Consider the following 16,119-nt stretch of genomic DNA (forward strand, 5'->3'; position numbering starts at 1 on the left):
ACTTCGCCTCTTATTCACGGAACATTGACGACGAGACCCCATGGCCACTCCCAGCGCTAGCTCTTATAACGCAGACGCCATCGAAGTCCTCTCGGGCCTCGACCCGGTGCGTAAACGCCCCGGCATGTACACCGACACCAGTCGGCCGAACCACCTCGCCCAGGAAGTCATCGACAACAGCGTCGACGAAGCCTTGGCCGGGCACGCGACGTCGGTGCAGGTCATCCTGCACGCCGATCACTCCCTGGAAGTCAGCGATGACGGCCGTGGCATGCCGGTGGACATTCACCCGGAAGAGGGCGTGTCGGGTGTCGAGCTGATCCTCACCAAACTCCATGCGGGCGGCAAGTTTTCCAACAAGAACTACCAGTTCTCCGGCGGTTTGCACGGGGTAGGTATTTCCGTGGTCAACGCCTTGTCGAACGAAGTTCGTGTCCGCGTAAAGCGTGACGGCAACGAATACCAGATGACTTTTGCTGACGGTTACAAGAAAACCGAGCTGGAAGTCATTGGCACCGTCGGCAAGCGCAACACCGGCACCAGCGTGTTCTTCGCGCCGGACCCGAAGTATTTCGATTCGCCAAAATTCTCCATCAGCCGCCTCAAGCACGTGCTCAAGGCCAAGGCCGTTCTGTGCCCGGGGCTGCTGGTCAGTTTTGAAGACAAGGCAACCGGCGAAAAAGTCGAATGGCATTACGAAGACGGCCTGCGCTCCTACCTGGTAGACGCGGTCAATGGCTTCGAGCGTCTGCCGGACGAGCCGTTTTGCGGCAGCCTGGCCGGTAATAAAGAAGCGGTTGATTGGGCGCTGCTGTGGTTGCCGGAAGGTGGCGACAGCGTGCAGGAAAGCTACGTCAACCTGATCCCGACGGCCCAGGGCGGTACGCACGTCAACGGTTTGCGTCAGGGCTTGCTCGATGCGATGCGCGAGTTCTGCGAGTTCCGCAGCCTGCTGCCGCGCGGCGTGAAGCTGGCGCCGGAAGACGTCTGGGAGCGCATTGCCTTCGTCCTGTCGATGAAAATGCAGGAGCCGCAATTCTCCGGCCAGACCAAAGAACGCCTGTCGTCCCGTGAAGCGGCGGCTTTCGTCTCTGGCGTGGTCAAGGATGCATTCAGCCTGTGGCTCAACGCCAACCCGGAAACCGGCATGCTGCTGGCGGAGCTGGCGATCAACAACGCCGGCCGTCGTCTGAAAGCGAGCAAAAAGGTCGAGCGCAAGCGCATCACCGCGGGTCCCGCACTGCCGGGCAAACTCGCCGACTGCGCCGGGCAGGACCCGATGCGCTCCGAACTGTTCCTGGTCGAAGGTGATTCCGCTGGCGGTTCGGCCAAGCAGGCGCGTGACAAAGAGTTTCAAGCGATCCTGCCGTTACGCGGCAAGATCCTGAACACCTGGGAAGTCGACGGCAGCGAAGTGCTGGCCAGCCAGGAAGTGCACAACATTGCCGTTGCCATCGGTGTCGATCCGGGCTCGGCAGACATCGCCCAGCTGCGTTACGGCAAGATCTGCATCCTCGCCGACGCCGACTCCGACGGTCTGCACATCGCGACCTTGCTTTGCGCGTTGTTCGTCCAGCATTTCCGCCCGTTGGTGGATGCCGGTCACGTCTACGTCGCGATGCCGCCGCTGTACCGCATCGACCTGGGCAAAGAGATTTACTACGCCCTGGACGAAGCCGAGCGCGATGGCATCCTTGATCGGCTGGTGGCCGAGAAGAAACGCGGCAAGCCGCAGGTCACCCGATTCAAAGGTCTGGGTGAAATGAACCCGCCGCAACTGCGCGAAACCACCATGGACCCGAACACGCGGCGCCTGGTGCAGTTGACGCTGGAGGATTACGAGGCCACCGCCGAAATGATGGACATGCTACTGGCGAAGAAACGCGCCGGTGACCGCAAGTCCTGGCTGGAATCCAAAGGCAACCTGGCCGAGGTTCTGGGCTGATGCGGCTTGGCTTTGCCCTGGCGTGTGCGTTGCTGCTGGTCTCGGTAACGGCGTCTGCCGAACCGGCGCCGGAGCTGCGCCTGTTGTCCGAACATGCCGTCGATGGCATGCGCGGCGGCAACCTGTCGGGGCTGGCCCAGTGTGGCAAAGAGCTGTGGACCGTTTCGGATCGCGACGATGATCAAATCTACCGTCTCGATACCCGCCAAAAAACCTGGCAAGCCGAAACCGTGCACATCGACGTACCACCCGTGCCGGACAGCGGTTTGCCCTTGGGATTGAGTTCGCGTAATTGGGCGGCGTCTTTCGTGCGCGGTGGGGACCTGGATTTCGAAGGCATCACCTGTGACAGCGCCGGCAATCGCTACATCGTCAGCGAAGGCCACGCGGCCGTGCTGCAAGTGTCGCCGCAGGGCACTGCGTCGTGGCTGAAAATCTCGCCGATGCTGGTTCGCGAAGCGCGGGCCAGCGGCATGCTGCTGCAATTCAATGCGCTGTTCGAAGGCTTGGCGATCAATCCGGCGGGCGATGAAATGTGGCTCGCCGCGGAGCGTCAAAGCCGTGGTTTGCTGCGGATCAAACGTAAGCAGACCGTGTGGGACTGCGACGGTGGCTGTGTGTTGTTGAGCGAAGCGGGCATGGAAATGCAGCCACCGCAGTTTCCCAAGGCCAGACCGGTTAACCGGGATTTTTCCGACCTGTCATTGTTCAACGGCAAGCTGTTTACCCTTGAGCGCAACGCCTATCAGATCTGTCGCCGCGACGCGCAAACGGCCAAAGTCGAGCGCTGCTGGTCGTATGCCGCCGAGTTGTTGCAGGAAAACCGTCGTTACTCACAGAACTATGGGCTGGAAGAGGCGTTGATCATTGACGCCGACGGTGCCTGGATTGGTGTCGACAACAACTTCGGTGCCCGCGCCGATGGTGAAGTCCGCCCAATTGTCTGGCGCTTCGCCGCGCCTGAAGGTGGCTGGAGCGCCAAGCCGTGAGTCAGCAACCGCCGGGCAAACGCGCCGGTCGGGTGTTCATGATCCTGGCCTGGTGCGCGGCATTGTTTTTGGCGACACGGTTTTTCGGGCAGTTGGAAGAGCGTCAGCAAAACCCTAATGCGGTGCTCAGTTCGCAGCAGGGTGAAGGTTTTGTCGAAGTGAAACTGGTCGGTAACAACCAGGGTCATTTTGTCGCCAGCGGCCAGATCAACGGCCAGCCGGTGGATTTTATGCTGGATACCGGGGCGACCGATGTGTCGATCCCGCAGGAATTGGCCGAACGGCTGAAACTGGAGAAAGGCTTCGGGGTGACCCTGAGCACGGCCAACGGTTTGAGCCAGGGTTATCGAACCCGCATCGACCGTTTGCAACTGGGCGATATCGTGCTGCGTGATGTTCGCGCGCTGGTCGCGCCAGGCCTGGAGGGCAATCAAGTGCTGCTCGGTATGAGCGCACTGAACAAACTTGAATTTACCCAGCGCGGTGGCACCATGCTGCTGCGCCAGACAACGAAATGATGAGGCCCGCATGAGCGACTCCCTTGATCTCAGCCTGGACGGTGTAGAGCGCCGGTCACTGGCTGACTTCACCGAAAATGCCTACCTCAACTACTCCATGTACGTGATCATGGACCGTGCCTTGCCGCATATCGGCGACGGCCTGAAACCGGTACAGCGGCGCATCATCTATGCGATGAGCGAGTTGGGGCTGGACGCCGATTCCAAGCACAAGAAATCGGCGCGTACCGTCGGTGACGTACTCGGTAAATTTCACCCGCACGGCGATTCGGCCTGCTACGAAGCCATGGTCCTGATGGCGCAGCCGTTCAGCTATCGCTATACGCTGGTCGACGGTCAGGGTAACTGGGGTGCGCCGGATGATCCCAAGTCCTTCGCCGCCATGCGTTACACCGAAGCGCGGCTGTCGCGCTATTCCGAAGTGCTGCTCAGCGAACTGGGCCAGGGCACGGCGGACTGGGGCCCGAACTTCGACGGCACGCTCGATGAACCGCTGGTGTTGCCGGCACGTTTGCCTAACATCCTGCTCAACGGCACCACCGGCATCGCCGTGGGCATGGCCACCGACGTACCGCCGCACAACCTGCGCGAAGTCGCGACAGCGTGTGTGCGTTTGCTCGATGAGCCCAAAGCCACGGTCGAACAGCTCTGCGAACACATCCAGGGTCCGGATTACCCGACCGAAGCGGAAATCATCACCCCGCGCGCCGACCTGCTGAAAATCTACGAAACCGGCAAGGGCTCGGTGCGCATGCGCGCCGTGTACCACGTCGAAGACGGCGACATTATTGTCACCGCGCTGCCGCATCAGGTTTCCGGTGCCAAGGTGCTGGAGCAGATCGCGGCGATGATGCAGGCCAAGCCTTCCAAGGCCCCGCAAATCGCCGACCTGCGCGACGAGTCCGACCACGAAAACCCGTGCCGGATCGTGATCATTCCTGGTGCCCGCAAGAATTTTGACCACGATGCGTTGATGCAGCACCTGTTCGCCAGCACCGAGCTGGAGTCGAGCTATCGGGTGAACATCAACATCATCGGCCTCGACGGCAAGCCGCAGCTCAAGAATCTGCGTGCGCTGTTGGTTGAATGGCTGGAGTTCCGCGTCAACACCGTGCGCCGACGCCTGCAATTCCGCCTCGACAAGGTCGAGCGTCGCCTGCACCTGTTGGACGGTTTGTTGATCGCCTACCTCAACCTGGATGAAGTGATTCACATCATCCGTACCGAGGAACACCCGAAAGCAGCGCTGATCGCGCGTTTCGCCCTGAGCGAAATCCAGGCCGACTACATTCTCGACACCCGTTTGCGTCAGTTGGCGCGACTGGAAGAAATGAAGCTGCGTGCCGAGCAGGATGAATTGCTCAAGGAACAAGCCAAGCTGCAAGCCCTGCTGGGCAGCGAAGCCAAGCTTAAGAAGCTGGTGCGCACCGAGCTGATCAAAGATGCCGAAACCTATGGCGACGACCGTCGTTCGCCAATCGTCGAGCGCACCGAAGCCAAAGCCCTGACCGAACACGACCTGCTGCCGAACGAGAAAGTGACGGTGGTGCTGTCGGAAAAAGGCTGGATTCGTTCCGCCAAGGGTCATGAAATCGACGCCACCGGGCTGTCCTACAAGGCCGGGGATGGTTTCAAGGCCTTGGCACCGGGTCGCTCAAACCAGTTTGCGGTGTTTATCGACTCCACCGGCCGCAGTTATTCGGTGGCCGCGCATACCTTGCCATCGGCCCGAGGCCAGGGCGAACCGCTGACCGGTCGCCTGACGCCGCCACCAGGGGCGACCTTCGAATGCGTGCTGATGCCGGAAGACGATTCGCTGTACGTGATCGCCTCCGACGCCGGTTACGGTTTTGTGGTCAAGGGTGAAGACTTCCAGGCCAAGAACAAGGCCGGCAAAGCCCTGCTGAGCTTGCCGAACAACTCGAAAGTCATCCTGCCGCGCCCGGTCGCCGATCGCGAGAACAACTGGCTGGCCTCGGTCACGACCGAAGGTCGCCTGCTGATCTTCAAAATCAGCGACCTGCCACAATTAGGCAAGGGCAAAGGCAACAAGATCATCGGGATCTCCGGCGAGCGTGTGGCCAGTCGCGAAGAATATGTCACGGACATCGCGGTTCTGCCGGATGGCGCCACGTTGGTGTTGCAGGCCGGAAAACGTACCTTGTCACTGAAAGCGGACGACCTCGAACACTACAAAGGTGAGCGCGGGCGTCGTGGTAACAAACTGCCACGTGGCTTTCAGAGGGTGGATGCGCTGCTCGTCGAAAACCTCAATTAGGCGTGCTAGAGGCGCTGATCTACGATTTAACGCGTAGATCGGCGCTTTCGCGCTGGAGTCGGAACGCATATTCACGGATGATATGGCCTTTCAAGCGCCGGCGTGGCCGAGCGTTCTTCATATTTATTGAGTATTTTCACTGTGGTTAGCCTTGTGGCAGCCACCTGGATGGGACGATGACTGCTCTGCGCCTTCCTTTTATTTTGATGCTCGCTGGCGTTCTTGGCCTGGCGGGTTGCAGCGTACACCAGCCGGTGTCGTTGTATCAGCTGGACAGCGGAAGCCCGGCTCAGCCTGCGCAAAGCGCCGGCATGGCTGTATTGTTGGGCCCGGTAACGATTGCCGACTACCTGCAACGTGAAACCCTGCTGCAGCGTCAGCCGGATGGCAGCCTTCAGGCGTCGGTCGATGGTCGCTGGGCGGGTAGCTTGTCTTCGGATATCGATCAGTTGCTGCTGCGTCAGGTGGCCGGTCATCTGGACAGCCAGCGCGTAGTGCTGGCGCCGGCGACATTGGGCTTTGCCCCGGATGTTCAGGTGCTGCTGACGATTACTCGCCTGGACTCGGGTGAGTCGCAACCGGCGATCCTCGATGCGCAGTGGCGTCTGATCGACCGTCGTGGCCAGGTTCGCGATAACCGCATCATTCATCTGCAAGAACAGCATGCTGGCGGTACTGCGGCTCAGGTTCAGGCTCAGGGTGTGTTGTTGCAACGTCTGGCGGAGCAGTTGTCGGTAGCGTTGAAGCCGCTGGCCAATCAGCCACCGATTGCTGACGCACCGCGTAAACAGGCGGCCAAGCCTGTGGCGCCTGCTGCCGAGCAGGACAAGCAGCCGAAGATTCCGATGGCTTCGCCGATTCGTACCGATATGGAAGTGTTCAGGTTCTGAGCCTGGATTGATCCAACACAAAGCCCGCAGAGATGTGGGCTTTGTTGTTTCTGCCGGTTGGACATCTCCATTGCCTGTCCTGGCCCCATCGCGAGCAGGCTCGCTCCCACAGGGGACCGCATTCGCAGGGACGGCGCCGATTAAATGTGGGAGCGAGCCTGCTCGCGATGAGGCCCCAACAGGCAACAAAAAAACCGCAGACGATCACTCGTCTGCGGGTTTTTTCATTACAGGGCGATTACGCCCGGCGTTCATGCATCCGCGCCAGTTGCCGCTCCAGCATCGACGGATAAGGCTCCATCAACCGCTCTACACAACATGCGCCTTCAGGGCTAGCGATCGGCCGGATCCGCGCACGTTGGCGAATCAGCGCATCGTCGCCGATCTTGCGCTCGACCAGCAGCAGGTTGCGGCTGTGTTGCGAGAGGGCCAGGGCATCCTGGGCCGCCTCGGTCAGCAGCAGGTCGATCTGGCTCAGGCCGAACAAATCGTCGCCCAAGGTCAGGCCCAGCTGCAATTGCAGGGTGATGCCGCTGTCGGCGACCTCGATCTGCAACTGATGGCCCAGGGCGCGTAGCAACTCACCGCAGCAAATAGCATTGGTCAGGTAGTCGTCGCCGCTGTCTTCGGTGTGGAACAGCATCAGCGTGCTGCCATCGTTCAGGGTGTGCAGTTCGCTCTGATAGAGCGAAGCGGCCTGATCGAGGCAATCACGGTAGCGCTTGAGCAGTTCTTCCAGGCGCGTGCGCGGCAGGCGACGCAACTGATCCTGAGCGCCGAGTTGCACGGCCAATACCGCGCTGTGCTGTGGCACGTTCGAGATAACGGGTTTAGCCACTGGTTTCGGCGCGTTGTCTGCCGACTCATCGCGCAGATCGGCAAATGCGTCATCGTCCTCATCGTCTTCGACGGTACTGACAGTGCGCTTTGGCGCAGGCTTGAGACCGGCCACAGGCTTGGTTTCATCGAAACTCGGATCCCGCAGATTGCGCACTTCAAAGGCTGGATCAGCCTCCTCGTCGTCGTAATCGGCATCGTCGAATTCAGGTTCCGGCAAGGGTTCAGGCTCGGCCGGTTCCGGGGCGAAATTGGCGTGCAGCTGACGGGCCAGGTCGCCGATTTCATCCTGACGCTCGGTGGCCGGGGTGTATTCGTCGATATTGCGCAGCCAGACCCGCAATTGCAGCAACGGCGTGGAGATGTGCCGACCCAGGCGCAGGCTCAAGGCCAGGGACAGGGCCAGCAGAATCGCACTCAAGATGCCCATGCTTTGCAGGCTGATGGTCATCGGCTGCTGGAACTGATCCATGTCCAGGCTGATGCGCAATTGCCCGGCGGTCACGTCCTGGAACGTGATCTTGCTCTCGTACATGCCTTCGGCTTCGCCCAACAGGCTGTGCTTGGGACGCTGACCGGATTCGGCGAGGATGCGGTTATCCACGCTGTAGATGGCGGCGTGGGCCACCAACTTGTTCTTGGTCAGGTTGTTGAGCAGCACGTTGAGGCTGAGGATGTCGTTGGACACCAACAGCTCCGTGGCGGAGGTGGCAGTCTGCGTGGTCAGGCTTTCGCCCAGCGCATCCGCCTGCTCGTGCATGGCCTGCTTGAACTGCAAACCCATCACACAGGCATAGATCACCAGGGCCAGAGCGACCAGGATCACGTTATGGCTGGCGATGCGCAATGCAATCGGTACACGGCGGTGGCGCAGTGCCCGGAAGATCAGCAGGAAGAAGTTATCGGTTTTTACTGGCGTGGGCCGGTTCACTGAGCTCGGCTCTTTTGTCCGTGAAGTTGACGCGCAGTATAGCGACAGGCCCAAGACCGGCAAAGCGCTGACGGTGCCCGATGGTCACTGAAAGTGGGTAGAATGCGGTTTTTTTCCACCTGCGGGGGTGCGCCTTGCGCGAAATCGTCCTGATAAACATCACGGGAGTCGACCGTCCGGGTCTGACTGCGGCCATTACCGGCGTTCTGGCCCAGGGTGGTGTGAACATTCTCGACATTGGTCAGGCAGTGATCCACGACACCTTGTCGTTCGGCATCCTGGTTGAAATTCCTGACACTTTGCAGGGCAAGTCGGTGCTCAAAGACATCCTGTTCAAGGGCTACGAGCTCGATCAGCAGGTGCGTTTCACGCCGGTGTCCGAAGAGGATTACCAGCAGTGGGTCGGCAATCAGGGTAAAAAACGCCACATCGTCACCCTGTTGACCCGCAAAGTGACCGCCGGGCAATTGCAGGCCGTGAGTTCGATTACCGCCAAATACGGGCTGAACATCGACCATATCGATCGTCTGTCCGGGCGCATGCCGCTGGACACCCCGGCCGACAAGGGCAAGGGCTGCATCGAGTTCTCCGTACGTGGCGAAGCGGCCGATCCACAGGCATTGAGGGCTGAATTCCTTAGCGTCGCGCAGGAATTGAACGTCGACATCGCCTTCCAGGAAGATTCGCTGTTCCGTCGCAACCGTCGTCTGGCGGTGTTTGACATGGACTCGACGCTGATCGAAGCCGAAGTCATCGACGAACTGGCGAAGGCGGCGGGCGTGGGTGATCAGGTCTCTGAAATCACCGAGCGGGCAATGGCTGGTGAGCTGGACTTCCGCGAAAGCTTCAAGGAACGCCTGGCCTTGCTCAAAGGGCTGGACGTCAGCGTGCTGGACTCGATCGGCGCCTCGCTGCGTCTGACCGAGGGTGCCGAAACCCTGTTCGCCGAACTCAAGCGTCTGGGCTACAAGACCGCGATCCTGTCTGGTGGCTTCACCTACTTCGCCAAGCAATTGCAGGCCAAACTGGGTATCGACTACGTGTTCGCCAACGAACTGGAAGTGGTGGACGGCAAAGTGACGGGCGTGGCGGTCGAGCCGATTGTCGATGCACAGCGCAAGGCGGATCTGCTGAAAGAGCTGGCCCACAAGGAAGGTTTGCGTCTGGAGCAAACTATTGCTGTGGGCGATGGTGCCAACGACCTGCCGATGCTGGCGATTGCCGGGCTGGGCGTGGCGTTCCGCGCCAAGCCGTTGGTCAAGCAGTCGGCGAAACAGGCGATCTCCACCCTTGGGCTGGATGGCGTGCTGTATTTGCTGGGCTTTCGGGATCGTGACGGGCAGCTCTGAGTAATCGGTTGCCTGAGCTGGCTTCTGTGGCGAGGGGGCTTGCCCCCGCTGGGTCGCGGAGCGGCCCCCTGCATTCGTTCAGTCAGACCGAGTTGTATGGATTTACGACTGCTGCGCAGCCGAACGGGGGCAAGCCCCCTCGCCACAGGTATTGGGCTCGCTCTCAAAGCGATTTCCACAACGAATCAAAATCCTCTTGCGCCCCGACCACGCCGCTCCCCGCGGCGTTTTCGTTTTTACTGGCCTCCAGCGAGCGATAGGCAAACTGGTTAAAGCTGTTGGTGCTCGACACCCGTCGATCCAGCCCGGCGCGCCGTTCATGGCCGTTGGTGTTGATCAGTACCTTGTTACCTTCCTGGAACGGCAAGCGCGGGGCCAGCAGGGTGGCGGGCAAGTCGATGGCGCTGATGGCCGGCAGTAGAAGGCCGCGCAGGTACTGACTGTGATCGTCTCGGGTGCGCACCAATTGCAGGCCACAAGGCTCGGCGTAAGGTGCGACTTGCTCGATACCCATCTGCGTGCCGCCGCCGCGCACTTGGCGAATCCAGCGCACAACGGCGATGCTCCAACCCTGACCGGCAGAATCCTCAATACCGACCATTTCACCGGCCTGTAGCTCGGCGGGCACCGCACCGGGCCACGCCAGGCAATAACCGCCGGGGCTGTGATTGACCACCGGCAACGCGTAAGTCGGGTAATGCGGCGTGCTATCGGTGCTGCTGTCGTCTTCGACCAAGTGATCGTATTGAATCTCTTCGTAGGGCAAAAACTGTTCGTTGCTCTGCGGCGCGGCGTCGAAGGCCTGGCTCCAGCTGTCCTTTTCACCCTTGGCCACAGCGCTGCTGAAGTTCGCCGCGCGTGCGCCGGGGTGTTTGAGTAACTCGCTGAAGGTACGTTCGCCACCCAGATAGAAGTGCAGGGCGCTCATGCCGACGCACACGGTCAGGTTGCCTGCGCCTACAGTGCGTTGAAAGCTGCGTTCGGCGGCCTCACCCCAGCTCGCGTGAAGGTGTTGCAGGGTGTCGAAGCTGAGGCCCGTCGGGATCGGCAACGGCGTTGAAGTGTCCTGATGGATTAAATGCGCTTCGAGGGTTTTCACCAGCGGTTGCGGATCGAAACCGACCAGTCCAGCTTGCTGTTCGCTGCGAAACATAGTGCGGTAGCGCGGCCCAGCGTCGATTTCCGGGCTGATCGCAAACAGGCCTGCGTCCGAGCGACCGGAATGCAGTTTGAGCAGGGCACTCCACGGCTCGAGCACTTCAGCCAGTCGGGCGATCTGGTTCTGGCGCAACTGATTGCAGCGAGCGCTGCCCAGCAGCAGGGCGGCAATGTAGGTTTGTTCAAGGCTCAATTCTGTGGTGAGACTGGCCAGATCGTCATGCAGCCGGCGCTGTTGCAACTGCAGTTCACAGGCCGTGCGATACAACTGATGCAGCTCGAACCACAGATGTTCCGGCGCCGGGCTATACAACTGCGTGGCGCGCACCAGTTGACCCTTGAGTGCATGCGCGATCCGTTGCAAGGCGGTGGCGAGCAGCGGCGCGCGGTCCTTGCTGAAACGTGGCGCGATCCGCATGACGATCTGCTTGTAGCCGATCGCCAAATGGCTTTGTAGCGCCTGGCAGAGGTTGGCGATCTTGCGCGAGCGCTCGTCGAGGACAATCGCCTGATGCAGGAAATGCCGTTCCAGGTGCTTGCAGACGTAATACACCTCGGGTCGCAACAACTCGAGCAGTTGCAGGCGATTGTCGCTGGGCGTCAGCAATTGATTGAGTTCGCTCAGGCCCTGATACAACTGGCGAGCGGTTTCGCCAATGTTGGCTTTGGGCAGGTTGGCGATCCAGCGCTTGAGGTCGCGCGGGGTGGCTTCGCAGAACGACAGGCGTGACTGCGTTGGCGTTGGGGCGCGTAAAAGCGTAGGGGAGATGGCTTGGCTCATGCCAAAAACCATAGCAGCAAATGACCAGGCTGGCTTTCAACCTGTAGGAGTTGCCGAAGGCTGCGATCTTTTGATGTTGATTGTAAAAAACAAGATCAACAGATCGCAGCCTGCGGCAGCTCCTACGGGGAGCGGCGTGTTTCGGGGGTCAGGCTTTTGGCAAACCCATGCCCTGGCCCATCTGCACTGGCGTGCCGGCCGCCAGCTCTTCAGCCCACTTCACTTGATCCGGCCCGAACAGCACGACAGCGGTCGAACCCAGTTTGAAGCGACCCAGTTCCGCACCTTTCTCCAGATGGATCGGCGCACGGGCGGCTTCGTCGTAACGGAAGGTTTTCAGCTCGCGTTTAGGCGGCGTCACCAACCCGGCCCAAACGGTTTCAATCGACGCCACGATCATCGCGCCCACCAGCACCACGGCCATCGGCCCGCGCTCGGTGTCGAAAATGCACGCTACGCGCTCGTTGCGGGCGAACAGTTCCGGAACGTTTTCGGCGGTGGTCTGGTTGACCGAGAAGATCCGGCCCGGGATGTAGACCATTTCGCGCAGGGTGCCGGCCAGCGGCATGTGCACGCGGTGGTAATCCTTCGGCGACAGGTAAATGGTCGCGAAATCACCGCCCATGAATGGCGCGGCATTGGCGGCATCGCCACCCAGCAGTTCCAGAACGCTGAAGCTGTGGCCCTTGGCCTGGAACACGCGACCGTGTTCGATCGGGCCGAGTTGGCTGACCGCACCGTCGGCCGGGCTGAGGATCGCGCCCGGGGTTTCGTCCAGTGGACGCGCGCCGTCTTTCAAGGCGCGGGTGAAGAATGCGTTGAAGTGCTCGTAGGCGGTCAGGTCCTCGACCAGTGCCTGAGACATGTCCACTTGATAACGCTTGGCGAACCACGCAGTGAAGACGTTCTTGAACCAGCGCACGCGGCATTCGGCAATGCAGCCGGCCAGTCGCGAGAGCAAGTGATGGGGCAGCAGGTATTGGCTGAGGATAAACAAACGCTTATTCATTAACTGTCCTTAAAAACCTTAAATCTCTACGGGGGTGTCGGGATGGTTGCCCCATTCGCCCCAGGAGCCGGCGTAGCCTTTGACCCGCGGATAACCGAGGGACTTGGCCACTAGATAGGTGAAGCCAGAACGGTGGTGAGTCTGGCAGTGGGTGATCACTTCTTTGTCTTTGCTGATGCCGAGTTGTTCGAGGATCTGTGGCATGTCGGTGCGGATGCGCAGGTGGCGCGCCTGATCCATGCCGGCAGTCCATTCGAAATTCACGGCACCCGGGATGTGCCCGGCCTTGGCCGCCAAGACCTTCTCGCCGGAGTACTCCAGCGGCCCACGGGCGTCCCAGATCGCCAGGTCCGCAGCGCCGAGACGGCTTTGCAGGTACTCGCGGGTGGCGGTGGGTTCGTCGTGCAGGGTCAAGGCAACCGGGCCGCCGACCGGGGCCGGAATCTGGATCGACATCGGCAAGCCTTCTGCCAGCCAGGCCGGAAGACCGCCGTCGACATAGTGGTATTTGCTGTGGCCAATGACATCCAGCAGCCAGATAAACCGGCCAGCCCAGCCGCCACCTTCGTCGTCATAAACGACGTAGACCGCATCAGGGTTGTGGCCCAGTTCGCCAAACAATGCTTCAAGGGAGGCGTGGGTCGGCAGCAAACCTGGCGCTGGCGCCTGACCGAGTTGCGTGCGTTTCGGATCGACAAAACGCGCACCGGGCAGGTGCCCTTCGGTGTAGCGGGCGCTGCTGGTCAGGTCCACCAGAATCAGATCGCGGGCGTCGAGACGCGGGAGCAAGTCGCTCGGCTCGATGACCAGCGGCAAGCCAGAGAAGTCAGACATGTGAGGTCTCCAGAGCACAAAGGGGAGGATTGTAGCGCAGCCTATTGGCCACGGGTGCTAAAGCTGTGGAGTGCCTTTTCAATGCACTGCGCGGTTTTGCCGAAGGCTTGCACGGTGATTTCCGAGAACGGCCCGCCGCCCTGATCCGCCACCACAATCATGATCACCCGGCCATTATTGACCAGTGAACGCAGCAACAGGTGTTCGCCGCCAAACTGTGAACGCAGGCCGGCAGGGAGCAGGGCCGAAAACTGGGCATTGTTGTCCGGCGTCAGGCGTACCTGGGCTTGCTGCGAGAGCAAGCGTTGCAGCACGTTGCTTTGGCTAACCGCAAAATTCAGCCCGGCGGCTTCTTTCGCCAGCCCGGCCGTTTGATGCACCCGCAGATTGGCGTGGGTGCGGTCGGCCATCAGGATCATCACCCGACGCATGCCGCAGGCCACCAGTGCATCCCGCGCCGAGGTGGTCAGGTGCATTGCATTGGTAAAACGGCTCGGCTCCACCAACAGTTCGGCACATTGTTTGCGCCACTTTGTCAGATCTTCGGTGGTCGGTGCCGGGGCCGGCAGCAAACCCGCGTGAATGTGATTCATGCCCCACGGCCACAGTAGCGAAACCGCCGGGTGCCAGAGGTCCGGCATGGCGTGATGTCGGGCGCTGTTGGCGGCCTGTTGGTGCAATTGCTGTTGCACTTCATCCATCGAGATTTGCAGGTAAAGGCTGGTCAGGAACTGCCAGCGTTCACTGTGCGGACTGTCCCAGGCCTGTTGCGCCGACAGCGCCAGACCGTTGGCCAACAGCACGGTGTTAGCCGGTTGGTTGAGCCAGCGGCGCAGGGTTGGATCGTCGTCGAGGCGGTTTTGCTGACGCAACGGATGATCGCTGTCCCGGGCGATGCGCAGGACTTTCACCAGTTCCCGTTGCTCGTTGAGCAGCAGGCGATAGCCCTGTTGCACCCAGATCGGCAGGCGCCAGATATCCACCAGCGCCAGACAGATCTCCAGCAGGCGCACGCCGAACAATTGCTTTTCGACTTTGCGAGCCGACTCACCTTTATGGATGACTCGCAGTTCCCATTCTTCGAGCAACTGTGGATGGGTCAGCGCCATCGGCCACAGCGGCGAGAGAAACAGCAGGCTGCCCCAATGAATGTCCTGCCACAGCCGCGCCAGGCGACTGGCGAAAAAACCGTTGGCCTGTTGGGTCGCGTGCTGGCTGATCAGTTGCAATTGGCGCAGGGCCACCGGGATCTCGGCCTGAGGTACGGCGGGCAGGCGAGCGAGCAACTCTTCGGCACGTTTCAAACCGAGGCGGCTGAGCGCCACTTCAAGGTTTTCCGCTGGCTCGCTCATGCTGCCGTGGGTGTGGCGGTTGGCTTCGCGAATCACGCTCAAGGCCAGGGCCGGGCTGTCCTGGATCCGCTCGGCGATGTCGCGCAATGAGCTGCGACTATCGCGAATGGCTTTGCAGACCCGGTCATGACTCTCTTGCGGAACCGGCAGGCGCACTCCATCGAGAAGCTTGACCCAGCCTTCAAGAGTGGTCGGTTTTGGGGTTGGAACGTTCGTTTCGTTAGCCATGGCTGGACGGGATCATCATTGGCGGTAAACACGCCCGGCGCGGGCTAAATTGGCTTTTCGCCTGAACTGGCTATAGTCTGGCGCAGTTTTGCCGATAAGTAGAAGAAGAGATTTTTTAACTTCCGAATATGACCTTGAACCCGACTCAGTAAGTACTCTCCTACCTATGGCTAAAATTATCGGCATCATCGTCGTATTCGCGAGCGTGCTCGGCGGATACGTGCTTTCCCACGGCAAGATTGCCGCCCTGATCCAGCCTTTCGAGGTGATGATTATCGGTGGTGCGGCCCTTGGCGCATTCCTGCAGGCCAACCCCGGTTACATGACCCTGCACGTGCTCAAGAAATCCTTGGGCATGTTCAGTTCGCGCTTCAGCCACACCTTCTACCTTGAAGTGCTGGGCCTGATCTACGAGATCCTCAACAAGAGCCGCCGCGAAGGCATGATGGCCATCGAAGGCGACATTGAAGATGCCTCTGCCAGCCCGATCTTCGCCAAGTACCCGGCGGTACTGAAAGACGAACGCATGACCGCGTTTATCTGCGACTACTTGCGCATCATGTCCTCCGGCAACATGGCTCCCCATGAGCTTGAAGGCCTGTTCGACATGGAGCTCTACAGCCTTAAAGAAGACCTGGAACACCCATCCCACGCGGTAAACGGCATTGCCGACGCCATGCCGGGTTTCGGTATCGTTGCGGCGGTACTCGGTATCGTGGTGACCATGGCTTCCCTGGGCGAAGGCGACCAGAAAGCCATCGGCATGCACGTTGGTGCGGCGCTGGTCGGTACCTTCTTCGGTATTCTCGCGGCTTACGGCTTCTTCGGCCCGCTGGCTCACTCCCTGGCTCACGACGCCAAGGAAGAACTGAACGTCTACGAAGCCATCAAGGCATCCTTGGTCGCTTCGGCTTCCGGCATGCCGCCATCGCTGGCGGTGGAGTTCGGTCGCAAGGTTCTGTACCCGGCGCACCGTCCTAGCTTTGCCGAGCTGGAACAAGCCGTTCGCGGTCGCTAAGC

The 16,119-nt window shown here is 60.5% G+C and carries 12 protein-coding genes; 7 read left to right on the forward strand and 5 right to left on the reverse strand.

Annotated elements, in window-relative coordinates:
- Positions 1-40: 40 nt before the first annotated feature.
- The 5 genes from parE to JFT87_RS07355 all read left to right on the forward strand — a co-directional run bounded on the left by parE (position 41) and on the right by JFT87_RS07355 (position 6,620).
- Complete coding sequence (gene parE / locus JFT87_RS07335; protein WP_201200077.1) at positions 41-1,945, forward strand: DNA topoisomerase IV subunit B; 1,905 nt, start codon at positions 41-43, stop codon at positions 1,943-1,945.
- The gene (locus JFT87_RS07340; RefSeq protein ID WP_201200079.1) at positions 1,945-2,934 is read left to right on the forward strand and encodes an esterase-like activity of phytase family protein; all 990 of its coding nucleotides are present in this window, start codon (positions 1,945-1,947) and stop codon (positions 2,932-2,934) included. Before parE ends, JFT87_RS07340 begins: the two co-directional genes overlap by 1 nt.
- Positions 2,931-3,452, forward strand: a complete 522-nt coding sequence (locus tag JFT87_RS07345) for a retropepsin-like aspartic protease family protein (RefSeq protein ID WP_201200081.1) — start codon at positions 2,931-2,933, stop codon at positions 3,450-3,452. Before JFT87_RS07340 ends, JFT87_RS07345 begins: the two co-directional genes overlap by 4 nt.
- Before the next feature lie 10 nt (positions 3,453-3,462).
- Positions 3,463-5,730 carry a DNA topoisomerase IV subunit A gene (gene parC, locus JFT87_RS07350; protein ID WP_201200084.1) on the forward strand — a complete coding sequence of 756 codons (2,268 nt, stop codon included), beginning with the start codon at positions 3,463-3,465 and terminating at the stop codon, positions 5,728-5,730.
- Positions 5,731-5,906: 176 nt separating this feature from the next.
- Positions 5,907-6,620, forward strand: coding sequence for a PqiC family protein (locus JFT87_RS07355; protein ID WP_201200093.1), 714 nt, complete (start codon positions 5,907-5,909; stop codon positions 6,618-6,620).
- A 238-nt stretch (positions 6,621-6,858) separates the two neighbouring features.
- Here the strand turns inward: JFT87_RS07355 and JFT87_RS07360 are convergent, their stop codons facing one another.
- On the reverse strand, positions 6,859-8,388 hold the full coding sequence (locus JFT87_RS07360; protein ID WP_201200095.1) for an AhpA/YtjB family protein: 1,530 nt from the start codon (positions 8,386-8,388) through the stop codon (positions 6,859-6,861).
- 134 nt (positions 8,389-8,522) lie between these two features.
- On the opposite strand from JFT87_RS07360, the gene serB reads away from it, so the two are divergent.
- On the forward strand, positions 8,523-9,737 hold the full coding sequence (serB, locus tag JFT87_RS07365; protein ID WP_201200097.1) for a phosphoserine phosphatase SerB: 1,215 nt from the start codon (positions 8,523-8,525) through the stop codon (positions 9,735-9,737).
- Positions 9,738-9,900: 163 nt separating this feature from the next.
- Here serB and JFT87_RS07370 read toward each other — a convergent pair whose 3' ends face one another.
- The 4 genes from JFT87_RS07370 to JFT87_RS07385 form a co-directional block, all read right to left on the reverse strand.
- Complete coding sequence (locus JFT87_RS07370) at positions 9,901-11,676, reverse strand: molecular chaperone (RefSeq protein WP_242487241.1); 1,776 nt, start codon at positions 11,674-11,676, stop codon at positions 9,901-9,903.
- A 148-nt stretch (positions 11,677-11,824) separates the two neighbouring features.
- The gene (gene asd / locus JFT87_RS07375) at positions 11,825-12,685 is read right to left on the reverse strand and encodes an archaetidylserine decarboxylase (protein WP_201200101.1); all 861 of its coding nucleotides are present in this window, start codon (positions 12,683-12,685) and stop codon (positions 11,825-11,827) included.
- Between the two features lie 18 nt (positions 12,686-12,703).
- A complete protein-coding gene (gene rhdA / locus JFT87_RS07380) occupies positions 12,704-13,519 on the reverse strand; it encodes a thiosulfate sulfurtransferase (protein WP_201200109.1) in 816 nt (271 codons plus the stop codon).
- A gap of 41 nt (positions 13,520-13,560) precedes the next feature.
- Positions 13,561-15,099 (reverse strand): HDOD domain-containing protein, encoded by a 1,539-nt coding sequence (locus tag JFT87_RS07385; RefSeq protein ID WP_201200110.1) that lies wholly within the window; start codon positions 15,097-15,099, stop codon positions 13,561-13,563.
- 166 nt (positions 15,100-15,265) lie between these two features.
- On the opposite strand from JFT87_RS07385, the gene motA reads away from it, so the two are divergent.
- Complete coding sequence (motA, locus tag JFT87_RS07390) at positions 15,266-16,117, forward strand: flagellar motor stator protein MotA (RefSeq protein ID WP_201200111.1); 852 nt, start codon at positions 15,266-15,268, stop codon at positions 16,115-16,117.
- Positions 16,118-16,119: the final 2 nt, after the last annotated feature.

This window comes from Pseudomonas sp. TH15 (genome assembly GCF_016651105.1).
Taxonomy (GTDB): Bacteria; Pseudomonadota; Gammaproteobacteria; order Pseudomonadales; family Pseudomonadaceae; genus Aquipseudomonas.